At 66.0% G+C, this 24589-nt stretch carries 7 protein-coding genes and 2 pseudogenes; 2 read left to right on the plus strand and 7 right to left on the minus strand.

Features of this window, described 5'->3' with window-relative positions; all coding sequences use genetic code 11:
* The 5 genes and pseudogenes from JV551A3_RS24005 to JV551A3_RS24030 form a co-directional block, all read right to left on the minus strand.
* Nucleotides 1–2806, minus strand: a pseudogene (locus JV551A3_RS24005) (amino acid adenylation domain-containing protein); the annotation flags it as partial.
* 957 nt (nt 2807–3763) lie between these two features.
* Nucleotides 3764–11611 (minus strand): non-ribosomal peptide synthetase, encoded by a 7848-nt coding sequence (locus tag JV551A3_RS24015; RefSeq protein ID WP_133979189.1) that lies wholly within the window; start codon nt 11609–11611, stop codon nt 3764–3766.
* Between the two features lies 1 nt (nt 11612).
* Nucleotides 11613–18077: a non-ribosomal peptide synthetase gene (locus tag JV551A3_RS24020; protein WP_133974664.1), complete on the minus strand. Its 6465-nt coding sequence runs from the start codon at nt 18075–18077 to the stop codon at nt 11613–11615.
* Between the two features lie 379 nt (nt 18078–18456).
* Nucleotides 18457–18549 (minus strand): annotated as a pseudogene (locus tag JV551A3_RS31135) (DUF3077 domain-containing protein); the annotation flags it as partial.
* 398 nt (nt 18550–18947) lie between these two features.
* A complete protein-coding gene (locus JV551A3_RS24030; protein ID WP_133979191.1) occupies nt 18948–19931 on the minus strand; it encodes a TauD/TfdA family dioxygenase in 984 nt (327 codons plus the stop codon).
* A gap of 181 nt (nt 19932–20112) precedes the next feature.
* Between JV551A3_RS24030 and azu the strand changes: the two genes are divergently transcribed.
* Nucleotides 20113–20562 carry an azurin gene (azu, locus tag JV551A3_RS24035; RefSeq protein WP_133974670.1) on the plus strand — a complete coding sequence of 150 codons (450 nt, stop codon included), beginning with the start codon at nt 20113–20115 and terminating at the stop codon, nt 20560–20562.
* A gap of 33 nt (nt 20563–20595) precedes the next feature.
* On the plus strand, nt 20596–22248 hold the full coding sequence (locus JV551A3_RS24040; RefSeq protein ID WP_112254177.1) for a cyclic peptide export ABC transporter: 1653 nt from the start codon (nt 20596–20598) through the stop codon (nt 22246–22248).
* A gap of 136 nt (nt 22249–22384) precedes the next feature.
* On the opposite strand, the gene JV551A3_RS24045 is transcribed toward JV551A3_RS24040, so the two are convergent.
* Nucleotides 22385–23320, minus strand: coding sequence for an aspartyl/asparaginyl beta-hydroxylase domain-containing protein (locus JV551A3_RS24045; protein ID WP_046616454.1), 936 nt, complete (start codon nt 23318–23320; stop codon nt 22385–22387).
* Between the two features lie 172 nt (nt 23321–23492).
* Nucleotides 23493–24467 carry a cysteine synthase A gene (gene cysK / locus JV551A3_RS24050; RefSeq protein ID WP_013973746.1) on the minus strand — a complete coding sequence of 325 codons (975 nt, stop codon included), beginning with the start codon at nt 24465–24467 and terminating at the stop codon, nt 23493–23495.
* Nucleotides 24468–24589 lie beyond the last annotated feature (122 nt).

Genomic DNA, 24589 nt, shown 5'->3' on the forward strand with positions numbered 1-24589 from the left:
TGCCGCTTGGTCCGTCCTGGGCCAGCACCACGGCCTCCTGCACAGTCGGCAATTCCAGCAAGCGTGCCTCGATCTCGCCCAGTTAGATGCGCAGGCCGCGAATCTTCACCTGGCGGTCGATGCGCCCGGAGTAGTCGATCACGCCATCGGAGCGGTAGCGCGCCAGGTCACCGGTGCGGTACAGGCGCCCGCCGTTGTCGCTGAACGGGTCCGGCACGAAGCGTTCGGCGGTCAGCGCCGGGCGTTGGTGGTAACCACGCGCCAGGCCGACACCACCGAGGTACAGCTCGCCGGCACTGCCGCGCACCGCCGGTTGCAGGCTGCCTTCGAGGATATGGGTCTTGAGGTTGTCGATCGGCTGGCCGATCGGCACGCTGATGCTTTCGTCCGGCTGGCAGGTCCAGTGGGTGACGTCGATCGCCGCTTCGGTCGGGCCGTACAGGTTGTACAGGCCCGCCGCCGGCAGGCGCTGCAGGGTCTGGCGGGCCAGTTCGGCCGGCAACGCTTCGCCGCTGCACACCACGCGCTTGAGGCTGACGCAGCTTTCGACCGCTTCGTGGGCCATGAACGCTTGCAGCATCGACGGTACGAAGTGCAGCGTGCTGATGCCATGCTGGTTGATGGTTTCCACCAGCAGCTGCGGGTCGCGGTGCGCCCCGGGCTGGGCCATGACCAGCCGCGCCCCGGTCATCAGCGGCCAGAAGAACTCCCACACCGACACGTCGAAGCTGAACGGGGTTTTCTGCAGCACGCTGTCGCTGGTGTCCAGGCCGTAGGCCTTCTGCATCCAGCACAGGCGGTTGACCAGCGCCTGATGGCTGTTGCCAGCGCCTTTCGGGCGACCAGTGGAACCAGAGGTGTAGATCACGTAGGCAAGGTTCAGCGGGGCCACGTCGATGTTCGGGTTGGCGTCGCTGTAGCCGCTCAGGTCCACCATATCCAGGTCCAGGCTGCGCAGGCCGGCCGTGATCGGCAGGGTTTCGCGCAGGTGCGATTGGGTCAGCAGCAAGGCGATGCCGCTGTCCTCGAACATGTAGCTCAAACGCTCCTGTGGGTATTCCGGGTCCAGCGGCACATAGGCGCCACCGGCCTTCAAAATACCCAGCAAGCCGACGACCATCTCCAGGCTGCGCTCCATGGCGATGCCCACCAGCATGTCCGGGCCCACGCCCTGCTCGCGCAGCTTGTGCGCCAGCTGGTTGCTACGGCGATTGAGCTCGGCATAGCTCAGGGTCTGCTCGCCAAAGGCCAGCGCCGGTGCATCCGGGGTGGCGAACACCTGGGCTTCGATCAGCTGGTGGATGCTGTGCTCTGCCGGGAAGTCCGCTTCGGTGGCGTTCCAGTCGCGCACGATGATGCGCCGCTCAGGCTCGTCCAGCAGCGGCAGGTCGGCAACCCGCTGCCCGGGTTCGCATACGATCCCCTGCAGCAGGTTCAACCAATGCCGGGCCATGCCCTCGATGGTCGCAGCGTCGAACAGGTCGGTGGCGTAGGTCAGTGTCGCGCCAATGCCCTGCTCGTGCTCAAAGGTATCCAGTGTCAGGTCGAACTTGGCGGTGTGGTTGTCCCAGGCCAGTTCTTCCATCTGCAGCCCTTGCAGGCTATGGCGCTCGCCCTTGGCCTGGGTCTGGTGGTTGTACATCACCTGGAACAGCGGGCTGTGGGCCAGGTTGCGCTCGACCTGCAAGGCCTCGACCAACTGCTCGAACGGCAGGTCCTGATGGGCCTGGGCACCCAATGCGCGTTGCTTCACCTGCTGCAGCAGGTCAATGAAAGTCATCTGCAGGTCGAACTCGGCCCGTAACACCTGGGTGTTGACGAAAAAGCCGATCAGGCGCTCGACCTCAACCCGGTTGCGGTTGGCAACCGGTACGCCGACGCGGATGTCTGGCTGGCCGCTGTAGCGGTGCAGCAGCGCCTGGAAGCTGGCCAGCAACAGCATGAACGGCGTCACGCCCTGCTGCTGGGCCAGCTGCTTGAGTGCCTCGGCCAGTTGCTGGTCCAGAGCGACCTTTACCCGTGCGCCCTGATGGCTGCTCACGGCGGGCCGCGGGCGGTCGGCGGGCAGCTCCAGCACGGGCTGCTCTTCCCCCAGTTGCGCGGTCCAGTAGGCCAGTTGCTTTTCCTGCTCGCCGGCCTCCATCCAGTTGCGCTGCCAGGTGGCGTAATCGGCGTACTGCACCGGCAGCGCCGGCAACTCCACGGGTTGCCCCTGGCTGTGGCCGTGGTAGAGCTGCACCAGCTCGTTGACCATCACCGGCATTGACCAGCCGTCGGAGACGATGTGGTGCAGGGTCAGCACCAGCACATGTTCGTCTGCTGCCAGGCGCAACAGGCGCACACGCAGCAGCGGGCCCTGTTGCAGGTCGAAAGGCTGGTGGGCTTCGGCCTCCACGCACTGACGCAGGTGGCTGTCATCGGCCTGCGCCAGCACTTCAACGGGCAGTTCGAAATGGACATGTGGGTGGATCACCTGAACCGCCTGCTCCCCTTCCAGTCGGAAGGTGGTCCGCAGCGTTTCGTGGCGCTCGATCAGGGCCTCGAAGCTGCGCTGCAGGGCTTGGGTATCCAGGTGGCCGTTGAAACGCAAGACGGACGAGAGGTTGTACGCACTGCCCACCTCGCCCAGTTGCGACAGTATCCACAAGCGCTGCTGGGCGTAGGAAAGCAGCACCGGTTCTACAGGATCCCTCGGGAAGATCGGCGTGACACCATACAGGTTCACGCCTTGTTTCTTGAGCAAGGCTGCCAACGCCTTACGTTTTTGGGTGGACAACGATACGACTGTATCGAGCAGCTCTTGCACAGGGAATCTCCTAAGAAATCAGCTCATCAATTTCCTCCGTAGTTAGACGGTTGAGTGGTGGCATGGATTTAGATGGAATTCGGGTGAGGCAGCGCCCGGTGCGGGTACAGCGTGAGCCTGAGACCTGCGCTCCACCGCATCGCCTGCTTCGCGGGTGAACCCGCTCCCACAGGAACCTCGTCAGCTGAAGGAGTGCGCCATACCTGTGGAAGCGGGCGCGCCCGCGAACACCGGCGCAGCCGGTGCCATCCACCGCGTCGCCTGCTTCGCGGGCATGCCCGCTCCCACAGCGACCCCACCAGCCGACGGAATGCGCTGTACCTGTGGGAAAGGGTTCATCCGCGAACACCGGCGTAGCCGGTGCCATCCACCGCGTCGCCTGCTTCGCGGGTGAACCCGCTCCCACAGGGTCCCCACCAGCTGAAGGAATGCACCGTACCTGTGGGAGCGGGTTCACCCGCGAACACCGGCGCAGCCGGTGCCATCCACCGCGTCGCCTGCTTCGCGGGCATGCCCGCTCCCACAGGAACCCCACCAGCCGACGGAACGTGCCATACCCTGTGGGAGCGGGTTCACCCGCGAACACCGGCGCAGCCGGTGCCATCCACCGCGTCGCCTGCTTCGCGGGCATGCCCGCTCCCACAGAGCCCCCGCCAGCTGACGGAATGCGCCATACCTGTGGGAGCGGGCGCGCCCGCGAACACCGGCGCAGCCGGTGCCATCCATCGCGTCGCCTGCTTCGCGGGCATGCCCGCTCCCACAGCGACCCCACCAGCCGACGGAACGTGCCATACCCTGTGGGAGCGGGTTCACCCGCGAACACCGGCGTAGCCGGTGCCATCCACCGCGTCGCTTGCTTCGCGGGCATGCCCGCTCCCACAGGGCCCCCACCAGCTGAAGGAATGCACCGTACCTGTGGGAAAGGGTTTACCCACATGCACGGATCACATCACGGCCTCAGGAAATCAGTTCATCGAGCTCTTCCATGCTCAGGCTATCGAGCAGCGCCAGGGATCTGGCCAGCTGGTCCTGGGTGGAATCGACCAAGGGCGTCCTGGCCTCCAGCTGACGACTGAAGTCAGCCAGCACCGGGAACTCGAAGAGTTCTTTCAATTCGGCCACTACCCCCGCCTGCTCGCGGATGCGCACGATCACCGAGGTGGCCAGCAACGAGTGCCCGCCAAGCTCGAAGAAGTTGTCACCCAGGCCGACCCTCTCCAGCTTCAGCACGTCCGCCCAGATCGCCGCAATCTGCTGTTCCAGCTCGCTCTGCGGGGCGATGTACTCGCCCTGCGACTGGCTGGCATCCGGCTGCGGCAGGGCCTTGCGGTCCAGCTTGCCGTTCGGCGTTACTGGCAGCTTGCCGAGCAGCAGCAGGTGCGCCGGCACCATGTAGTCCGGCAAACCAGCCTTGAGCGCCTCGCGCAGGCTGTCGCGCAAGGCGCCTTCGTCTTGCGTGCTGTCGGCAGGCACCACATAGCCCACCAGCTGCTTGCCGCTTGGTCCGTCCTGGGCCAGCACCACGGCCTCCTGCACACTCGGCAGTTCCAGCAAGCGTGCCTCGATCTCGCCCAGTTCGATGCGCAGGCCGCGAATCTTCACCTGGTGGTCGATGCGTCCGGCGTAGTCGATCACGCCATCGGCGCGGTAGCGCGCCAGGTCACCGGTGCGGTACAGGCGCCCGCCGTTGTCGCTGAACGGGTCCGGCACGAAGCGTTCGGCGGTCAGCGCCGGGCGCTGGTGGTAACCACGCGCCAGGCCCACGCCACCGAGGTACAGCTCGCCGGCACTGCCGCGCACCGCCGGTTGCAGGCTGCCTTCGAGGATGTGGGTCTTGAGGTTGTCGATCGGCTGGCCGATCGGCACGCTGATGCTTTCGTCCGGCTGGCAGGTCCAGTGGGTCACGTCGATCGCCGCTTCGGTCGGGCCATACAGGTTGTACAGGCCCGCCGCAGGCAGGCGTTGCAGGGTCTGGCGGGCCAGTTCGGCCGGCAACGCTTCGCCGCTGCACACCACGCGCTTGAGACTGACGCAGCTTTCGACCGCTTCGTGGGTCATGAACGCCTGCAGCATCGACGGTACGAAGTGCAGCGTGCTGATGCCATGCTGGTTGATGGTTTCCACCAGCAGCCGCGGGTCGCGGTGCGCACCCGGCTGGGCCATGACCAGGCGCGCCCCGGTCAGCAGCGGCCAGAAGAACTCCCACACCGACACGTCGAAGCTGAACGGGGTTTTCTGCAGCACGCTGTCGCTGGCGTCCAGGCCGTAGGCCTTCTGCATCCAGAACAGCCGGTTGACCAGCGCCTGATGGCTGTTGCCAGCGCCCTTCGGGCGACCGGTGGAGCCGGAGGTGTAGATCACGTAGGCGAGGTTCAGCGGGGCCACGTCGATGTTCGGGTTGGCATCGCTGTAGCCGCTCAGGTCCACCATATCCAGGTCCAGGCTGCGCAGGCCGGCCGGGATCGGCAGGGCTTCGTGCAGGTGCGACTGGGTCAGCAGCAAGGCGATGCCGCTGTCCTCGAACATGTAGCTGAGGCGGTCCTGGGGGTACTCCGGGTCCAGTGGCACATAGGCGCCACCGGCCTTCAAAATACCCAGCAAACCGACGACCATCTCCAGGCTGCGCTCCATGGCGATGCCCACCAGCACATCCGGGCCCACGCCCTGCTCGCGCAGCTTGTGCGCCAGCTGGTTGCTACGGTGGTTGAGCTCGGCATAGCTCAGGGTCTGCTCGCCAAAGGCCAGTGCCGGTGCATCCGGGGTGGCGAACACCTGGGCTTCGATCAGCTGGTGGACGCTGCGCTCGTCCGGGTACGCCGCGTGGGTTTCGTTCCAGCCTTCGACCATCTGTTGCTGTTCTGCCAGCCCCAACATTGGCAGCTCGCCAATCATCGCGTCAGCATTCTCCACCAGCGCCTGCAGCAGGTTGGCAAAGTAGCCAGCCAGCCGGCCAATGGTATCGTCGCTCCACAACGCACGGTCGTGGCTGTACTGCATCGACAGCGTCGTGCCCAGCTCCACCACCAGGGTCAGCGGGTAGTTGGTCTGTTCCTGCACGGCCACGTCGCCGAAGCGCAGGCCAGCGGGCGCGCCCTGTTGCAGCGCCTCGGCCACCGGGTAGTTCTCGAACACCAGGATGCTGTCGAACAAGGCGTCACCGCCCTGCCCCGCCCAGCGCTGCACATCGTACAGCGGGGTGTGCTCGAATTCGCGCACGGCCAGGTTGCCGGCCTGCACCTGGCCGATCCACTCGGCCACGGTTTGCTCGGCACGCGGGGTGCCGATCACTGGCAGGGTATTGATGAACAGGCCGATCTGTTCCTCTACCCCCGGCAGGTCTGCCGGGCGGCCAGCGACAGTGGCGCCGAAGCACACGCTGGCCTGACCGGTGCAGCGCTGCAACAGCAGCAGCCAGGCCGATTGCACCAGGGTGTTGACCGTGACCCGGTTGGCCCGGGCGAAGGCTTCGATACGGGCGGTCTGCTCAGGGTCGAAGGCCACGCGGTGGTCGCCATGGCCGCTACCGCCCGCGCCTGCGCTGCCGGCGATGGCCTGAACCAGACGGGTCGGCTCGTCCAAGGCCGCAAGCTGGGCTTTCCAGAAGGCTTCGGCAACGGCTGCGTCCTGGCCCTGCAACCAGGCGATGTAGTCGCGATAGTGCGTGGCCTGGGCCTGCGGCACCAGGCCGGCGTAACGCTGCAGCACTTCGCCCAACAGGCGCGAGGTGCTCCAGCCGTCCATGAGGATGTGGTGGTTGGTGTAGATCAGGTGGTGGCGAGCATCGCCAGTGCGTACCAGAACCAGGCGCAGCAGCGGCGCAGCAGCAAGGTCGAAACCGCGCTGGCGCTCACCCTCGGCCAAGGCCTGCAATGCCTGCTCCAGCGCCGGCTGGCCACGCCAGTCATGCTCGCTGCATGGCAGTTCGACGGACTTGCGAACCACCTGTACGGCCTGCTCCAGCTCGCCTTGCAGGATAAAACCGCTGCGCAGGATGTCGTGGGCATCAAGTGTGGCCTGCCAGGCTTGGTGGAAACGCTGCACATCCAGCCCCTCCACATCCACGCGCAGCTGGTTGATGTAGTTACCGGCCTGCTGGTCGTAAAGAGTGTGGAACAACATCCCTTGCTGCATGGGTGACAGCGGGTATACATCGGCGATCTGGCCGGGCTCCAGCGGCAGGCTGTCCAGTTGCGCCTGGGTCAGCGCGGCCAGCGAGAAGTCCGACGGCGTCACGCCTTGGTGCCGGGCATCGCAGCAGTGCTCGACCAGCTCTGCCAAGGCCTCCTCGTAGGCCTGGGCCAGCTTTTCGATGGTGGCCGGATGATGAACGTCGGCGCTGTAGGTCCACTCCAGGAACAGCTCGCCGCCGTACACCTGGCCGGTGATGCTCAGCCAGTTGCCCAGCCGTGCGCCGGCACATTGGGTACGGCCTGCGCTTTCCCCGCTCGGAGTGAACAGGGCACCGGCCTCGGCATCGAAGCTGGCATCGAACTGACCCAGGTAGTTGAAGGTGACACGAGCCTGGGTGGCGCGCTCGAGCCGGTCACGCACTTCGGCATCACCGAAGTAACGCAGCAGGCCGTAGCCGAGGCCTTTGTCCGGCACGCCGCGCAGTTGCTCCTTGATCGCCTTGATCGACTGACCCAGGTCCTGGCCGGGTGCGAGGCGCACCGGGAACAGGCTGGTGAACCAGCCCACGGTACGGCTGAGGTCGAGGTCGTCGAACAGGTCTTCGCGGCCATGGCCCTCGAGCAGTACCTGCACGTTGCCCTGTGCGCTCCACTGGCACAGGGTGCGCGCTAGCGCGGTCAGCAGCAGGTCGTTGATCTGCGTGCGGTAGGCCGCCGGGGCCTGTTTCAGCAGCTTGGCGGTGCGCTCGGCATCCAGCCGTGTGGCGGCGGTACGCGCATGGGTGTTGGCCAGGCTGCCCTGCGGGTTGTCCCGCGGCAGTTCGCCGGAGTCGCCGGCCAGCGCCTGCAACCAGTAGTCGCGCTGTGCTTGCAGCGTCGGGCTGCCGGCATGGCTGGCCAGGCGCTCGGCCCAGTTCTTCACCGAGGTGGTCTTGGCGGGCAGGCTCACGACCTGGCCGCCCAGCAGTTGCCGGTAGGCCGCTTGCAGGTCTTCCAGCAACACCCGCCACGATACGCCGTCGACCACCAGGTGATGGACCACCAGCAGCAGGCGCTGCTGGCCATCGGCGAAGTCGAACAGTTCGGCGCGCAGCAACGGCCCGTGCTCCAGGTTCAGGCTGGCCTGCACCTGGTTGCTGGCGGCATCCAGTTCATTCAGCGCGGCCAGGCTGCGCTGGCGCAGCAGTGGTGCATTGTCCAGGGGCTGGAAGCGTGCCTGCCACTGGCTTTCGCCACGGCTGAAGCGCAGGCGCAGGGCATCGTGCTGCTCGACCACGGCGCGCAGGGCTGCCTCCAGATGTTGCACCTGCACCGGGCTGGCCGGCTTGAGCAGTACCGATTGGTTCCAATGCGCCGGCTGGGCGATCTCCATCTCGAAGAAGCGCGCCTGGGCCGGCAGCAACGCCACCTCGCCGCTGGTGGCGGTATCGGCGGCTGCGGCCGCAACCGCTTGCCTGGCCTCGATGCGCTTGGCTACCTGGGCCAGCTGGGCGATGGTCTGTTGTTCGAACAACTGCTTGGGGGTGATCCTGATGCCCTGGCGTTTGGCCCGGGCGATGATCTGCAGGCTGAGGATCGAGTCGCCGCCCAGTTCGAAGAAATTGTCGGTGCTGCCAACCTGCTCCAGCTTGAGCACATCGGCCCACACCGCAGCCAGCTTTTCCTCGATATCACCTTGCGGCGCCACATGGCCACGGCTGACCGCGCCTGGTGCCGGCAAGGCGCGCTTGTCGAGCTTGCCGTTGGCGGTCAGTGGCAGGCGCTCCAGCAGCAGTATTTGCGCTGGCACCATGTAGTCCGGCAGGCGTGCCTGCAATTGCGCCTGCAGTTGCTGCACGGTCACGCCCGGGTCGGCCACCCCGTAGGCCACCAGCTGCAAGCGCTCGGCATCGCCCTCCAGTGGCAAGGCCTGTACCACGGCCTCGCTGACACCGGGCAGGCCGGCCAGCACCCGGCCGACTTCACCTGGCTCCACACGATAGCCACGGATCTTCACCTGGTCGTCGGCACGGCCGATGAACTCGACCAGGCCATCGGCCGTCAGCCGCGCGCGGTCGCCGGTGCGGTACAAGCGGGCACCACCCTCGGTCGGCACGAAACGTTCGGCGGTCAAAGCCGGCTGGCCCAGGTAGCCCTGGGCGACGCCTTGCCCGCCCAGGTAAAGCTCACCGGGCACCCGCGTGGCCAACGGGTTGAGGAAGCCATCCAGCACCTGGGCGCAGGCGTTGCCCAGCGGGCGCCCGACTGGCACCGTGCGGCAGCCTGGCTGTGGCTGCCCCGGCTCGAATGTGAGCACGCCGACTGTGGTTTCGGTCGGGCCGTAATGGTTGATGACCCGGCAGGCCGGGCGCAGTTCGCGAATTTTTTCCAACAGGCTCCAGCTGCATGCCTCACCGCCCAGGATCAGTGCCTCGGCGGGCAGCACATCGGCGGCGCGGGCTGCTTGCAGCAAGCCTTGCAGGTGGCTCGGCACCAGCTTGAGCACGCCGACCTGATGCTGCGCCATGTAGCTGGCGAAGCCATCGGGGTCGAACGCCAGTTCCTGTGGCAGCAGGTGCAGCAGGCGGCCCGAGGCCAGGGCACCGAACAGCACGGTGTGGCCCAGGTCGGCTGCGGTGGTGGAGACCATCGCCATGCTCGCTGCGGCCGGCAGTTGCAGGCGCTCCAGCACCGCCTGGGTGTAGCTGGCCAACGCCCCGTGGCTGACCACCACGCCTTTCGACTGACCGGTCGAGCCCGAGGTGTAGATCAGATAGGCCGGTTGTTCGGCGGCGATGGCCACCTCGACCGGGCTGTCGCTGCAGGTTGCCCAGGCGGTGTGATCGCAGGCAATAAGCTGCACGCTGTCCAGGCGTGCGAAGCGGTGGTCGTCCGGCGCATGCAGTAGGACAGCGGCGCCACTGTCGGCAATCAGTTGTTGCAGGCGCTCCTGCGGTTGCTGGGTATCCAGCGGCAGGTAGGCGGCGCCGGTCTTGAGCACTGCGAGCAAGGCGCTGACCCACTCGATGGAGCGCGGCAGGCACAGGGCAACGATGTTGCCGGCGCCGACGCCGCGCTGGCGCAGGTAGTTGGCCAAGCGGTTGGACGCCGCCTCCAGCCCGGCCTGGGTCATGAACCGGTCACCGGCACGCACACCACCGTGTGCCTGGCCTTGCGCCATTGCCTGGCGCCACAGGGCGAGGAAGTCACCATGCGGGTAGGCCTGCGTGGTCGCCGGTAGCAGCGTCGCCACTTGCGGGCTGTCGACGATCGCCTGCTGCGGGTCACGGACCAGCGCATCCAGCAGCTGGCGCAGCGAAGCGGCCATGCGTTCGATGGTGGCCTGCTCGAACAGGTCGGTGGCGTAGGTGAAGTAGCCTTCGATGCCGTCGGCCTTGTCGGAGAAGTCGAACGCCAGGTCGAAGCGGGCATCGCCGCCGTCACGGGCAAAGCCTTCCACCTCCAGCGCGCCCAGGCGCTTGCGCCCCGCATCGCTGGCGGCCACGTGCTGGTTGATCTTGAACTGGAACAGCGGGTTATGGGCCAGGTTGCGCTCGGGCAGCAAGGCATCGACCAGGTGCTCGAACGGCAGTTCCTGATGCGATTGGGCGCCGCCGATCACATCCTTTACCTGCTCCAGTAGCGCGGCAAAGGTGGCGCGCTCGTCTACCTGTACGCGCAGCACCTGGGTGTTGATGAAAAAGCCGATCAGGCCTTCCAGCTCCTTGCGGTTGCGCCCTGCGTTCGGGGCGCCGATGCGGATGTCGGCCTGGCCGCTGTAGCGCGACAGCACCACCGCCATGGCCGCCAGTACCAGCACGAACAACGTGTGGCCACCCTTGCGCGCCTGGCTGCGCAGGGCCTCGGCCTGTTCGGTACCGATGTCCACGCGCACCACCGCGCCACGCTGGCTGGGCGTGGCCGGGCGCTCGAAGTCCAGCGGCAGGCTCAGCACCGGCTGCTCGTCGCCCAGCTGGGCCTGCCAATAGGCCAACTGGCGCTGCGCTTCACCAGCTTCGAGCCAGGCGCGCTGCCAGATGGCGTAGTCGGCGTACTGGATCGGCAGCGCCGGCAACTCGGCCTGCCGGCCTTCGGCCAGGGCGCTGTACAGCTGGATGAATTCCCGCACCAGCACATCGCTTGACCAGCCATCGGAGATGATGTGGTGCATGCTCAGCGCGAGCACGTGGTGATCGGCGGCCACGCGCAGCAGGGTCACCCGCAGCAGCGGGCCGGTCAGCAGGTCGAAAGGCTGCTTGAGGGCGGCATCCACGGCCACGCTCAGCGCTGCCTCATCGGCGGCAGCGTCGAGCATCCCCAGCGCCAGCGGGCAGTGTTCGAGGATTTCCTGGTAGAACTCACCCTCCTCCGAGGCGAAGCGCGTGCGCAGCGACTCGTGGCGTTGCACCAGCGCATCCAGCGCCTGTTGCAGCAGCGCCTGGTCCAGGGCGCCCTTCAGGCGTACTGCCATCGGCACGTTGTAGGCCGGGCTGTCGGGCTCCAGCTGCCAGAGAAACAGCAGGCGTTGCTGGGCGTACGACAGCGGAATACGCGCCAGGCCCTGGCGCGCAGGCACGATGGGCAGCAGGCGGAAGCTCTGCCCGGTGGCCTGCATCTTTTCCAGGATCTGCTGGCGTTGCTCCACGGGGAGGCCAACGAAACGTTGGGCGATGCGTTGTGCGGCGGTGAGTTCCATGTCAGGCCTCTGTGAATGCATTCATCATTTGTTCGATATCGCTCAGGCCGTCGTCGGAGAGCGACAGGCCCTGCTCGTCCAGCGCCTGGGCGAACGCGCGTAGTTCGGGGTGGCTGAAGATCAGCCGCAGGGGTATGTCCAGCCCCAGTTCGACGTTGATCCGCGACACGGCCTGGGCAGCCAGCAAGGAGTGGCCGCCCAGCTCGAAGAAGTTGTCGTTCAGGCCGACCCGGGCAACGCTCAGCAACTGCGCCCAGATGTTCGCCAACTGCTGCTGCCGCTCGGTCTGCGGCGCCTGGTAGTCGTGTTGTGGCTGGTTCGGGTCGGGCAGCGGCAGGGCCTTGCGATCGAGTTTGCCGCTGGGGGTCAGCGGCATGCTCGGCAGGGCCACCAGGTAGGCCGGAATCATGTAGTCAGGCAGGCTGGCCTTGAGGTACTGCTTAAGGGCCTGGCGCAGATCGCCGCGGTAGCCTTCGGCCGGCACCGCGTAGGCGCACAGCTGCTTGCCACTGGGCAAGTCGATGGCCAGCACGGCGGCTTCGCGGACATCAGGGTGCGCGCGCAGGTACTGCTCGATCTCGCCCAGCTCGATACGGAAACCGCGCACCTTCACCTGGTGGTCGACTCGGCCGCGATAGGCCAACTGGCCGTTTTCGTCGTAGCAGCCAAGGTCGCCAGTGCGGTACAGCCGGCCACCGCCGACCGGGTCGAACGGGTCGGGGATGAAACGCTCGGCGGTGAGTGACGGCCGCTGGTGATAACCGCGCGCCAGGCACCCTGCACCGCCGATGAACAGCTCGCCGGGCACGCCCACCGGCGTCGGCGCCAGGCCATCGTCCAGGGCATGCAAGGTACGCCCCGGCAAGGCACGGCCGATCGGCACCCCGCCCTGGCTGACCTGCTCCACGGTCATCTGCGAGCAGTCGTAGGTGGTGGCTACCACAGTGGCTTCGGTCGGGCCGTAGGTGTTCAGCAGGCGCACGGCTGGCGGGCCATTGACCAGCCAGGCGCGCAGGGCATCTTCCGGCACCGCCTCTCCCCCCACGTGAATCTGCTTCAGCCGGCCATAGGCCTCGGGGGCTCGGCGCTCCAGCGCCAGCAGGCGCCAGTAGGCTGCCGGCAGGTCGGCAATGGTCACGCCGTGACGATTGATCTCGTCCAGCAGCGTGGCGGTGTCCCACAGCCGCAGGTCGCGCAGCACCACACAGGCGCCCTGGGCCAGCGGCGGGAAGAACTGCTCGATGAAGCCGTCAAAGCTGATGGTGGCGAACTGCAGCACGCGGTCGCCCGGGGTGAGGCGCGAATAGTCGCCTGCCACCTGGCAGAACAGCGACAAGGAATGGTGGTCGATGGCCACGCCCTTGGGCATGCCGGTGGAGCCGGAGGTGTAGATGACATAGGCGAGGTTGTGCGGTGCAGCCAGGTTGGCCAGCGGCTCGGCGGGCCACGCCTGCAGCCACTCGGTGCCCGGTTCCAGTACCACGCAGGGCAATTGCTTGCCCAGTTGCAGGCGCTCCCGCGAGGGCGCATCGGCCAGCAGCAGGCCGATATTGCTGTCCTCGACCATATAGGCCAGGCGTTCTTGCGGGTAGTCGGGGTCCAGCGGCACATAGGCACCACCCGCCTTGAGGATGGCGACCAGCGCCAGGGCCATGCCCAGGCCGCGCTCGACAGCCACGCCGACCAGCGAGTCCGGGCCCACGCCCAGCGCCCGCAAGCGGTGGGCCAGCTGGTTGCTGCTGCGGTCCAGTTCGGCGTAGGTCATCTGCTGGTCGTCGAAGATCAGCGCCAGCGCATCCGGCCGCTCGTGGGCCTGGCGCGCCAGCAGCTGGTGCGCGCACAAGCCGCTGCCAGCCTGGGGCGCCGGGTTCCAGCCGTGGGTCAGCTGCTGGCGTTCGGCGCTGCCAAGGAAGTCCAGCTCGGCAATGCAGCGCCGTGGCTCGGCGCAGATGGCTTCCAGCAATGCTTGCCAATGCCCGGCCATGCGCTCGATACGTGCAGCATCGAACAGGTCGGTGGAATAGTTGAACGAGGCAGTCACGCCATCGGCGCGCTCCAGGGTATTGAGCGAGATGTCGTACTGCGCGCCCGGCTCCAGCAGGTCCACTTCCTTGACCTTCAGGCCGTGCAACGCATCACTGGACACCTGCTCGCCAAGGTCGCGCAGGTGGTTGTAGAGCACCTGGAAGAACGGGTTCACACCTTGGCTGCGGTCTGGGTACAGCGCCTCGGCTACCTCGAGGAACGGCACATCCTTGTTGGCCTGGGCCTGCAAGGTGGTTTCCTTGATCGCCGCCAGCAACTGCGGGAAAGGCTGGCTGCCATCGACACTGATACGGGCCACCACCACGTTGATGAAGAAGCCGATCAGCCCTTCCAGTTCCAGGCGGTTGCGGTTGGTGACCGGCACGCCGATGTTGAGCGTGTCCTTGCGGCTGTAGCGCGCAAGCACAATGGCATAGGCCGCCAGGAACACATGGAACAGCGTGGCGTTGGATGCCACCGCCAGGGCGCGCAGGCGCTCGGTTAGGGCTTGGGGCAGGCGCACGTCGAAGCGGCTGCCCTGGTAGCTTTTGACCTGCGGGCGAATGCGGTCGGCAGGCAGTTCCAGCACTTCGAAGTCGTCTTCCAGGCGGGCCTTCCAGTAGTCGATCTGCGCCTGCATCTGCCCCTCGGCCAGCCACTTGCGCTGCCAGTCGGCGAAGTCGGCGTACTGCACCGGCAGCGGCTCGACGGTTTGCGCCTGGCCTGTGGCGGCGGCGTTGTAGGCAGCGGCGAACTCGCGTACCAGCAGGCTCATCGACCAGCCATCGGAGACGATATGGTGCAAGGTCAGCGACAGCAGGTGCTCCTGCGCATGCACCTTGAACAGCCGGGCGCGCAGCAGCGGACCGCGCTCCAGATCGAACGGGACGAAGGCCTCGGCTTGCAGCTTGCGCATTTGTGCGGCGTGGTCCTGGCCGCTGATGTCTTCGAAACCGATCGGGACCGTGGCGGCCGGCAAGATACGCTGCCAGGGCAAGCCATCGGCCTCGACGAACACCGTGCGCAACGATTCGTGGCGGGCCACCAAGGCATCCAGCGCTGCCTGCACGGCGGCGCGGTCGAGGTGGCCCTGCATGCGCACGGCCATTGGTGTGTTGTAGGCCAGGCTTTCGGGGTTGAGCTTCCAGAACAGCCACTGGCGGTTCTGCGAGCGGGACACCGGCAGTGGTTGCTGGCGGTCGAGGATCTCGATGTCCAGGCCTTCGCCCTGCTCGCCTTCGGCCACTGCCTGGGCAAAGGCCTGCAGGTCGACGGTGTCGAACAGGCTGCGCAGCGGGATATCCACGCCCAATTGCTTGCGTATCCGCGATACCGCCTGGGTGGCCAGTAGCGAATGGCCGCCAAGGGCAAAGAAGTTGTCGCCCAGGCCTACCTGCGGTACTTGCAGGACCTGCGCCCAGATCTGTGCCAACTGCGTTTGCAGCGGAGTCTGCGGCGCTTGATAGGCCACCTGGGTGGCGACGGGTTCCGGCAACGCCTTGACATCGACCTTGCCGTTGACCGTGACCGGCAGCTGTTCCAGCACCATCAGGTGGGTCGGCACCATGTGTTCGGGCAGCAGGCTCTTGAGGCTGGCGCGGATCGATTCCTGCCAGGTCAGGCTATCGGCCGGCATCTGGCTGGGCACCAGCCAGGCAGCCAGTTGCAGTTGCGGCGCCTGGCCATGTACGCGAACCAGGGCATTGGCGACACCGCCCAGGGCACGCAGCTGGTTCTCGATTTCGGCAAGTTCAACGCGATAGCCACGGATCTTCACCTGGCCATCCATGCGCCCGGCGAACTGCAGGTCGCTGCCTTGGCGAACCCAGTCACCGCTGCGGTACAGGCGCTGGCCGTGGCCGTTCGGGTCGGGAACGAAGCGCTCGGCGGTGAGTGCCGGGCGATTCAGGTAGCCACGGGCCAGGCCGGCGCCACCGATGTACAGCTCGCCCTTGGCTTTGGCCGGCAAGGGTTGCAGGCAGCGGTCGAGCACCGCGACGCGGGTGTTGGCCAGCGGCTGGCCGAGGCTGGCCTGCTCGTCCAGTTCGGCGACCAGCACACCGACGGTGGTTTCGGTCGGGCCATAGTGGTTGAACACCTTGAGCGCCGGGGCCAGGTTGCGGACCTTGCCCAGCAGGTTCGGGCTGATGGCCTCGCCGCCGAGCACCAGGCAGTGTGCCGGCAGCGCCGAGCGGCCTGCCACCAACATGGCCTCCAGGTGCGACGGTACGATCTTCAGCGCGTCTACCCGGTGTTCGGCCAGGTAGGCGGCGAAGCCTTCGGCATCCAGCACCTGCTCGCGCAGCAGCAAATGCAAGGTGTGGCCGCCGCACAAGGCGCCGAACAGCATGGTGTGGCCAAGGTCGGCAGCCGGGGTCGAGACCTGGGCCATGCTGCGGATCCGCTCGACCGGCAAACGCGCAGCGATGCCTTCGACGTAGTTGGCCAGGGCGCCGTGGCTGATCGCCACGCCCTTGGGCTGGCCGGTGGTGCCGGAGGTGTAGATCACGTAGGCCAGGCTGGCCGGCACCGGGGCGATGCGGGCGGCGCTGCCGTTGCCGGTTTGTACCCAGTCCCAGCGCTGCACGCCCTCGGGCAGTTCGGCCGGCCAGTTACCGGGCGCCAGTACCAGGCGCGTACCGCTGTCGGCAAGCATGTAGGCCAAGCGTTCGGCCGGCTGCTCGGGCTCCAGTGGCAGGTAGGCGCCACCGGCCTTGAGCACGCCGAGGATACTGGCGAGCATGCCGACACTGCGGTCGGCCAGCACGCCGACCAGTGTGTCCGGCCCCACCCCGGCGTCGACCAATCGGCTGGCGATGTCTTCAGCACGGGCATCGAGTTCGGCGAAGCTGGCCTGCTCGCCCGCAGCCATTACCGCCGTGCGCTCGGGGTGACGGCTGGCGGCGGCGGCAAAGCGCTGGTGGACCAGCAGCGTTGCGTCAGCCTGCGCAGGCGCGCCAACGGCAGCAGCCAGGCCTGGCAATGGCAGCTCGCCGACTGCCCCACCCGCTTCGTCGGCCAATGCCTGTACCAGTGCCAGCCACTGCTCGCCAAGGGCTTCGACCGTAGCCCCATCGAACACATCGGTCGCATAGGTGAACGCCGCGTGCAGCTCCCCCGCTCGCTCATGGGTATCCAGCGCCAGGTCGAAGCGGGCGCTGTGCTTTGCCAGGGTGACCGGCGCCAGGCTCAGGCCGGAGCGGGTCTCGATGGCCTGCACATCCGCCACCTGCGCCTGGTGGTTGAACAGTACGCGGAACAGCGGGCTCTCGCTGCTGCGCGGAAGGTCCAGGGCTTCGACCAGTTGCTCGAACGGCAGGTCCTGGTGGCTTTGCGCGCCCACGGCGGTTTCGCGCACGCGCTGGAGCAGGCCGGTAATATCCAGCAGTGGGTCGATTTCGGTGTGCAGTACCTGGGTATTGATGAAGCAGCCGATCAGCCCTTGGCTTTCGCCGCGGTTGCGGTTGGCGATGGGTACGCCGACACGGATCGCCGACTGGCCGCTGTAGCGCTGCAGCAGCAGTTTGAAGGCTGCCAGCAGAACCATGAACAGAGTGACGTTGTGCTTGCGTGCCAGGCCGCGCAGGCGTTCGGCGACATCTGCGGCGATGGTGAACTCGTGACGCGCGCCGCGATAGCTGGGGCGGCCCTGGCGGCTGCGGTCCAGTGGCAATTCCAGCGGCGAATGGTCGTCGCCCAGGCGCGCCTGCCAGTAGGCCAGCTGGCGCTCCTGCTCACCGGCCTGGAGCCAGCTGCGCTGCCACAGGGCGTAGTCGCGGTACTGGATCGGCAGCGGTTCCAGGCGGGCTTCGCTGCCGGCCACAGCGGCGTCGTACAGGCGCAGGAATTCGTCGATCAGCACGTTCATCGACCAGCCGTCGGCGACGATGTGGTGCAGGGTAAGCAGCAGTATGTGCTCCTGGGCGGCCAGTTGCAGCAGGCGCACACGCAGCAGCGGGCCGCTGGCCAGGTCGAAGGGGGCCAGGGCTTCGGCTTCGGCGATGGTTTCGATGGCGGCCTGACGGGCGCCTTCATCCAGGCCGGCCAGGGCATCCTGGTGCAGCTGCAACGGGGCGGCACTGGCATCGACCTGCTGGCGCACGTCATCGCCGTCGGCGGCGAAGCGGGTGCGCAGGGTTTCGTGGCGGGCCACCAGGGCATCGAAGGCGTGCTGCAGGGCGGCCAGGTCCAGCGGGCCATTCAGGCGCACGGCCATGGGCAGGTTGTACGCCGCACCTTGCGGGTCGAGTTGCCAGAGAAACCACATGCGCCGCTGCGCGTACGACAACTGGTCACGCTCGGCCACCTCAACCCCGGGCGCGATCGGTAGCACGGAAAAATCCATGCCCTCGCCCTGCAGCGCCTTGAGGAACATGCGGCGCTTGTCGGGGCTGAGTTCGATGAAGCGGCGGGCGAGCTTGAGCGTTTGGTCGGCATTCATGTCGAGCGGTGTCCTGGCAGTCGAGCGGTAACTGTCAGACGAAGGTGTGGGGGGGTGATTTAGTGTGTATGGCACCGGCTGCGCCGGTGATCGCCGGCAAGCCAGCTCCCACACCGACCGCGCAGGTTTCAAGGTCTATGAGCAAGGCCATAGCCGCTACAGGAATGGCGCCAGCCAGGACGGGACGCTATCCCGTGGGAGCGGGCGTGCCCGCGAAGCAGGCGCCGCGGTGGCTGGCACCGGCTGCGCCGGTGTTCGCGGGTAAACCCGCTCCCACAGGGGCCGTGCATGGCCTGTGACATGCACAATCCCTGTGGAAGCGGCTTTAGCCGCGAAAGGGTCAGCCCAGCCAATACAAGGATCAGCGCATCAACCCCAACTAGGCATCATCCAACAACGCCTTGGCCATGGCTGCGAAGTAATGCGAAGCCCAGAGCATCTGCTGATCGCCATCCATCAAACCGGTCAGTGACGGTTGTAGGGTATTTCGCAGGGGGTGGAGTTGCCGGTCCCGAGGCGTAGGAAGAGTCTGGGATTGTTGTAAGTTGCAGGAGGCAAGTCTTGAGAATGCGTCAGGGCTGACAGGTGTTCGCCATGACAGGTTCAGCGCCTGTGAGATCGAGCGCCGCCCGCGCGGCGCTTCGCAGCACAAGGCTGCTCCTACATCTGTTTCGGGCCAGTAACGCCTGTGCCAGTGCACGCGACCGCCTTGTTTTCTGACACGATATCGAGGTGAACGCCAAGGGGCCGCGTGCTTGTATCGCAGGAATAACTGGCCCGAAACAGATGTAGGAGCAGCCTTGTGCTGCGAAGCGCCGCGCGGGCGGCGCTCGATCTCACAGGCGCTGCAAAACCAAAGGCATACACCTGTCAGCCCAACACCTCGCTATACCCCTGCGCCATCGCCACCACCACCTTGCGCTTGCCGGTAAACGGCGACCGGGCATGCGCCGCAAGCATGTTGTCCAGCATCAGCACATCATTCGCCAGCCACGGAAAGCTGATGGTGCATTCATCCAGCACCCCGCGCACTTCATCGAGCAGCGAATCCTCGATGGTCGTACCGTCGCCGTAGTACACGTTACGCGGCAGGTCTTCTTCCTCGACGATGTCCATCAACGACTCGCGCACTTCTGGCTGCAGGTTCGACACATGGAACAGGTGCGCCTGGTTGAACCACACGTCATCCCCGGTCACCGGGTGGCGCGCCACCACCTGGCAGCGCTGGCGGGTGCGCAATTCGCCGTCATCCTTCCAGATGCACTCGATGGCATGTGCCCGGCAATAGGCCTCGACCTGGCGCGGGTCTTCAGTGTTGAACACCTGCGACCACTCCACATCAAGGCCGTTGCCATAATTGCGCACGTACATCAGCCCCTTCTCCACCAGCCGCTCACGAATGCGCGCCGGCATGCGCCGGTATACCTCGCGGCTGTCGGCAATCGGCGTCTCACCACCGGTTTCGGCGGGGATCACGCTGTAGAACCAGATCTTCATCGGCCACTCCAGGGTATAGGCCTGCTCGTTGTGCAGGGGGATGCTCTGGTGCGCCGGGTACTCGGTGGAGGTATAAACGCCCTTGGTCACGTTGCTGCGCGGGGTGGAGCCAAACTCGTAGTTGAGCAGCGGGTGGCCGAAGGACGCAGCGAACTGGCGGAACGCTTCGGCGCCACCTACCTCAAACCCGCGAAACAAGATGCCGCCGGCCTGCGGCAGGTGCCGGTCCACCAGCGGCTGCAACTCGGCAAAGGCTTCCAGCAGGTCGATACCCGGCTCAGGTGCGCGCACCAGCAGCGGCAGGTTGCCGCGCGCGGCGTCCAGGGGTTCGATCGCAAAGCTCAGCAGTTCACTCATGTCCGGTCACCTCAGGCCTGGGCCGCATAGGCGGCGAAATCGGGATATGCGCCATATGGGCGCCTGCCTGAATGAACGAGCGGGCGATGGGGAAATTCACCCGGGCCGCACACACAGGTAAAGCCTGCGCGCCCCGGTTCGTCTGAACGATGTGCACCCTTCTATCGCCCAGGAACCGTACATGACTCGCCAGCTTCTGCTCCTCGCCCTGCTCGCCGTGGCCCCTGCCGCGTGGTCGGCAGAGCCATGCGCCGTGGAAATCCATGGCACCGACCAGATGACCTTCGACAAGGCCGCCATCACCGTGCCCAAGGCCTGCGCCGTGTTCACCGTCACGCTCACCCACCCTGGCGATATGCCGAAGAACGTGATGGGCCACAACTGGGTGCTGAGTACCCAGGCCGACATGCAAGGCGTGCTCGACGACGGCCAGAAAGCCGGCGAAGCGCTGGACTACGTGAAGCCCGGCGACACCCGGGTAATCGCCCACACCCGCCTGATCGGCGGCGGTGAAACAGACAGTATCAGCCTCGACACCCGATCGCTGAAGGCAGGTACCGCGTACAGCTTCTATTGCTCGTTCCCGTTCCACAGCACCTTGATGAAAGGCTCCCTGACCCTGGGCAGCTGACCCGCCCCCACCTCACCAGCGAGATCACGCTTCATGAAAACCTCCTCCCCCGGGGCCATCCGCGAATTGCTGGGCCTGCTGAAACCCTACCGCCCGGCGGTAATCGTCTCGGTGCTGCTGGGCATGCTTGGCGGCCTGGCCGTGACCGCCCTGCTGGCGACAGTCAACCAAGGCCTGCATGCCGCTGATGGCATGAGCCAGGGCGTGATCCTGGCCTTCGCCGGCCTGTGCGTGCTGGCCCTGGTCAGCAGCGTGGCGGCTGACAGCGGCACCAACTACGTAGGGCAGAAAGTCATCGCCCGATTGCGCAAGGACCTCGGCGCCAAGGTGCTGTCGGCGCCGATCGAGCAGATCGAGCGCTACCGCACCCACCGGCTGATCCCGGTGCTGACCCGCGACGTCGACACCATCAGCGACTTTGCCTTCGCCTTCGCCCCGCTGGCCATCTCGCTCACCACCGTGACCGGCTGCATGGCCTACCTGGCCTGGCTGTCGTGGCCGATCTTCCTCATCACCCTGGCAGCCATCGGCATCGGCAGTGGCATTCAGTACGTGGCCAGGCAGAAAGGCGTGGCCGGCTTCAACGCCGCACGCGATGCCGAGGACAACCTGCAGAAGCACTACTCGGCCATCGCCGAGGGCGCCAAGGAGCTGCGCATCGACCGCCGTCGCCGGCACGCCATGCTGACCCGCAACATCCAGGGCACCGCCGACTTCATCGCCAACACCCATATCCGCGCCATCAACATCTTCGTCGCGGCCAAGAGCCTGGGGTCGATGCTGTTCTTCGTGGTCATCGGCCTGACCCTGGCCCTGCAATCGCTATGGCCGAGCAACGACCCGGCGGTGATGAGCGGCTTCGTGCTGGTGCTGCTGTACATGAAAGGCCCGCTGGAAACCTTGATTGGCAACCTGCCTATCCTCGGCCGCGCCCAAGTGGCGTTCCGCCGCATTGCCGACCTGTCCGAGCGCTTTTCCTCGCCCGAGCCGCACCTGCTGCTGGAGCCGCCAGTCAAACGCGCCGCCCCGGCCAGCGCGCATCTGGAACTTCACGACGTCGAGTACGCCTACCCGCCGGTTGACGGCAACGAGCCGTTCCGCGTGGGGCCGGTGAACCTGAGCATCGAACCGGGCGAGATCCTGTTCATCGTCGGCGAGAACGGCTGCGGCAAGACTTCGCTGATCAAGCTGCTGCTGGGCCTGTACACCCCGCAACGCGGCGAAGTGCGCCTGAACGGCAAGGCGGTCGGCCCGGAGGGGCTGGATGACTATCGCCAGCTGTTCACCACGGTGTTCGCCGACTATTACCTGTTCGACGACCTGCCTGAGCACGAGCACAGCCTGCCCAGCGATGCCACGCGCTACCTGGAACGGCTGGAGATCGCCCACAAGGTGAGCGTGCGCGATGGCGCCTTCACCACCACCGACCTGTCGACCGGCCAGCGCAAGCGCCTGGCACTGGTCAATGCCTGGCTGGACGGCCGACCGGTGCTGGTGTTCGACGAATGGGCGGCGGACCAGGATCCGACCTTCCGCCGGGTGTTCTACACCGAACTGCTGCCGGACCTGAAGCGCATGGGCAAGACCATCATCGTGATTTCGCATGATGACCGGTACTTCGATACGGCGGACAAGGTGGTGCACTTGAGCCGTGGGAAGGTGGTCGAGGCGTTGGAGCCGGCTTGAGACAACATTCCTGGGAGAACGCCGGGGGCGCTTTGCGCCCTATCGCGACACAAGGCCGCTCCTACAGGGGTACGCGATCACCTGTAGGAGCGGCCTTGTGTCGCGATGGGCTGCAAAGCAGCCCCAACAGGCCGAATCAGAACAACCAGCGATACAGCAGATATGCCACCACCACCGCCAGCACCGGCCGCAGCACGCGGTAAGCCTTGGGGTTGGCGCGCTTGAACTGCTTCACCTGGCCACTGATCCGGTTGCTGAAGCGCTTGCTCCAGGCATACGCCTGGTTGATCCCGCCGACACGCTCGTCATCGGTATTCTGCGGCGCGGTGGCACGCCCCAGGAACGCGCTGACCTGGCGGTTGATGCGGGTCATCAGCGGGCTGCTCAGCGGGCGCTCGATATCGCAGAACAGGATCACCCGCGTAACGTCGGTCTCGTTCTTGACCCAGTGCACGTAGGTTTCATCGAACATCACATCCTCGCCGTCACGCCAGGCATATTCCTCGCCATCGACGTAAATGCGGCAAGCATCGGAGTTGGGCGTGGACAGGCCCAGGTGGTAGCGCAGGGAACCGGCGAACGGGTCGCGGTGCGGGTTCAGGTGGCTGCCGCCAGGCAGCAGGGCGAACATCGCACCCTTGACGTTGGGGATGCTGCTGACCAGCTCGACGGTACGCGGGCACAGGGCTTCGGCCGACGGCAACGGTTTGTCGTACCACTTCAGGTAAAAGCGCTTCCAGCCTTTCTTGAAGAACGAACCGAAGCCGGCGTCGTTATCCTTCTCGGCGGCGCGGATGTAGCCCTCGTCGAACAGGCGCATGGCCTCTTCGCGGATTTCCTGCCAGTTGTCCTTCAGCACGTCCAGTTCAGGGAAGCGCTGGCGGTCCAGGTAGGGCTTGGACGGTACGCCGGAGAACAGGTACATCAGGCTGTTATAAGGGGCGAACAGCGCCGAATGGTTGACGAACTGGCGCAACACCGGCAAGCGAGCCTTGCCGCGCAGGTGCACGAACAGCACGCTGCCAAAAAACACCAGCAAGACACCCGCCTTGGCTGCAAAGGAAAAGGTCATGCTTTCACTCCTTGAGGAAGCAACAGGGTTGTGCGCCCTGCGCTCCGATAAATCATCCTGCCATCATAAACTGATGCCGCCGGGGTAAAAACAGCCTGGGCGGCAACTCAATCATGAAGATTTTGCAATAAACCAAGCCGCCAAACGTTGCGCCGGATCAGCGGCAAGGCCATTACTGCTGGTTTTCCTGCTCGCTGAACATGTCGCTGAACAGCATGCTCGACAGGTAGCGCTCGCCGGAGTCCGGCAAAATCACGACGATGGTCTTGCCCTGCATTTCCGGCTTTTCGGCCAGCCGCACCGCCGCCGCCATCGCCGCACCACAGGAAATGCCGCAGAGGATGCCCTCTTCCTGCATCAGACGGATGGCCATGGCCTTGGACTCTTCGTCAGTCACCGTTTCCACCTGGTCGACGATCGACAGGTCGAGGTTCTTCGGCACGAAGCCAGCGCCGATGCCCTGGATCTTGTGCGGGCTGGGCTTGAGCTCTTCGCCGGCCAAGGTCTGGCTGATCAGCGGCGATGCCACGGGTTCCACCGCCACCGACAGGATCGCCTTGCCCTGCGTATGCTTGATGTAGCGCGAAACGCCGGTGATGGTGCCGCCGGTGCCGACGCCTGCAACCAGCACGTCGACCGCGCCGTCGGTGTCGTTCCAGATTTCCGGGCCGGTGGTTTTTTCGTGGATCGCAGGGTTGGCCGGGTTTTCGAACTGGCCCGGCAGGAAATACTGGGCCGGGTCGGAGGCGACGATTTCGTTGGCCTTCTCGATGGCGCCCTTCATGCCCTTGGCCGGGTCGGTCAGCACCAGCTCGGCACCCAGCGCCTTCAGCACCTTGCGGCGCTCCAGGCTCATGGAGGCAGGCATTGTCAGCATCAGCTTGTAGCCACGGGCTGCGGCGACGAAGGCCAGGCCGATGCCGGTGTTGCCCGAGGTGGGCTCGACGATGGTCATGCCCGGCTTGAGCTTGCCGCTGCTTTCGGCGTCCCAGACCATGTTCGCGCCGATGCGGCATTTGACCGAATAGCCCGGGTTACGCCCTTCGATCTTGGCCAGGATGGTCACGCCACGCGGGGCAATGCGGTTGATCTGCACCAGCGGCGTGTTACCGATGGAGTGGGCGTTGTCTGCAAAGATACGGCTCATGGCAGGGGTCCTTGGCATGAAAGTAAGCAGGGAAAGACCTCAAGGGTAAGCCTGGGCCGGTGGCCCGTAAAGCCTGTTCGAACTCCCCCGGACGCGTTGCGGTCAACCGCATATCCTGCCTT

The sequence above is a fragment of the Pseudomonas inefficax genome (assembly GCF_900277125.1).
In the GTDB taxonomy this organism is placed as follows: Bacteria; Pseudomonadota; Gammaproteobacteria; order Pseudomonadales; family Pseudomonadaceae; genus Aquipseudomonas; species Aquipseudomonas inefficax.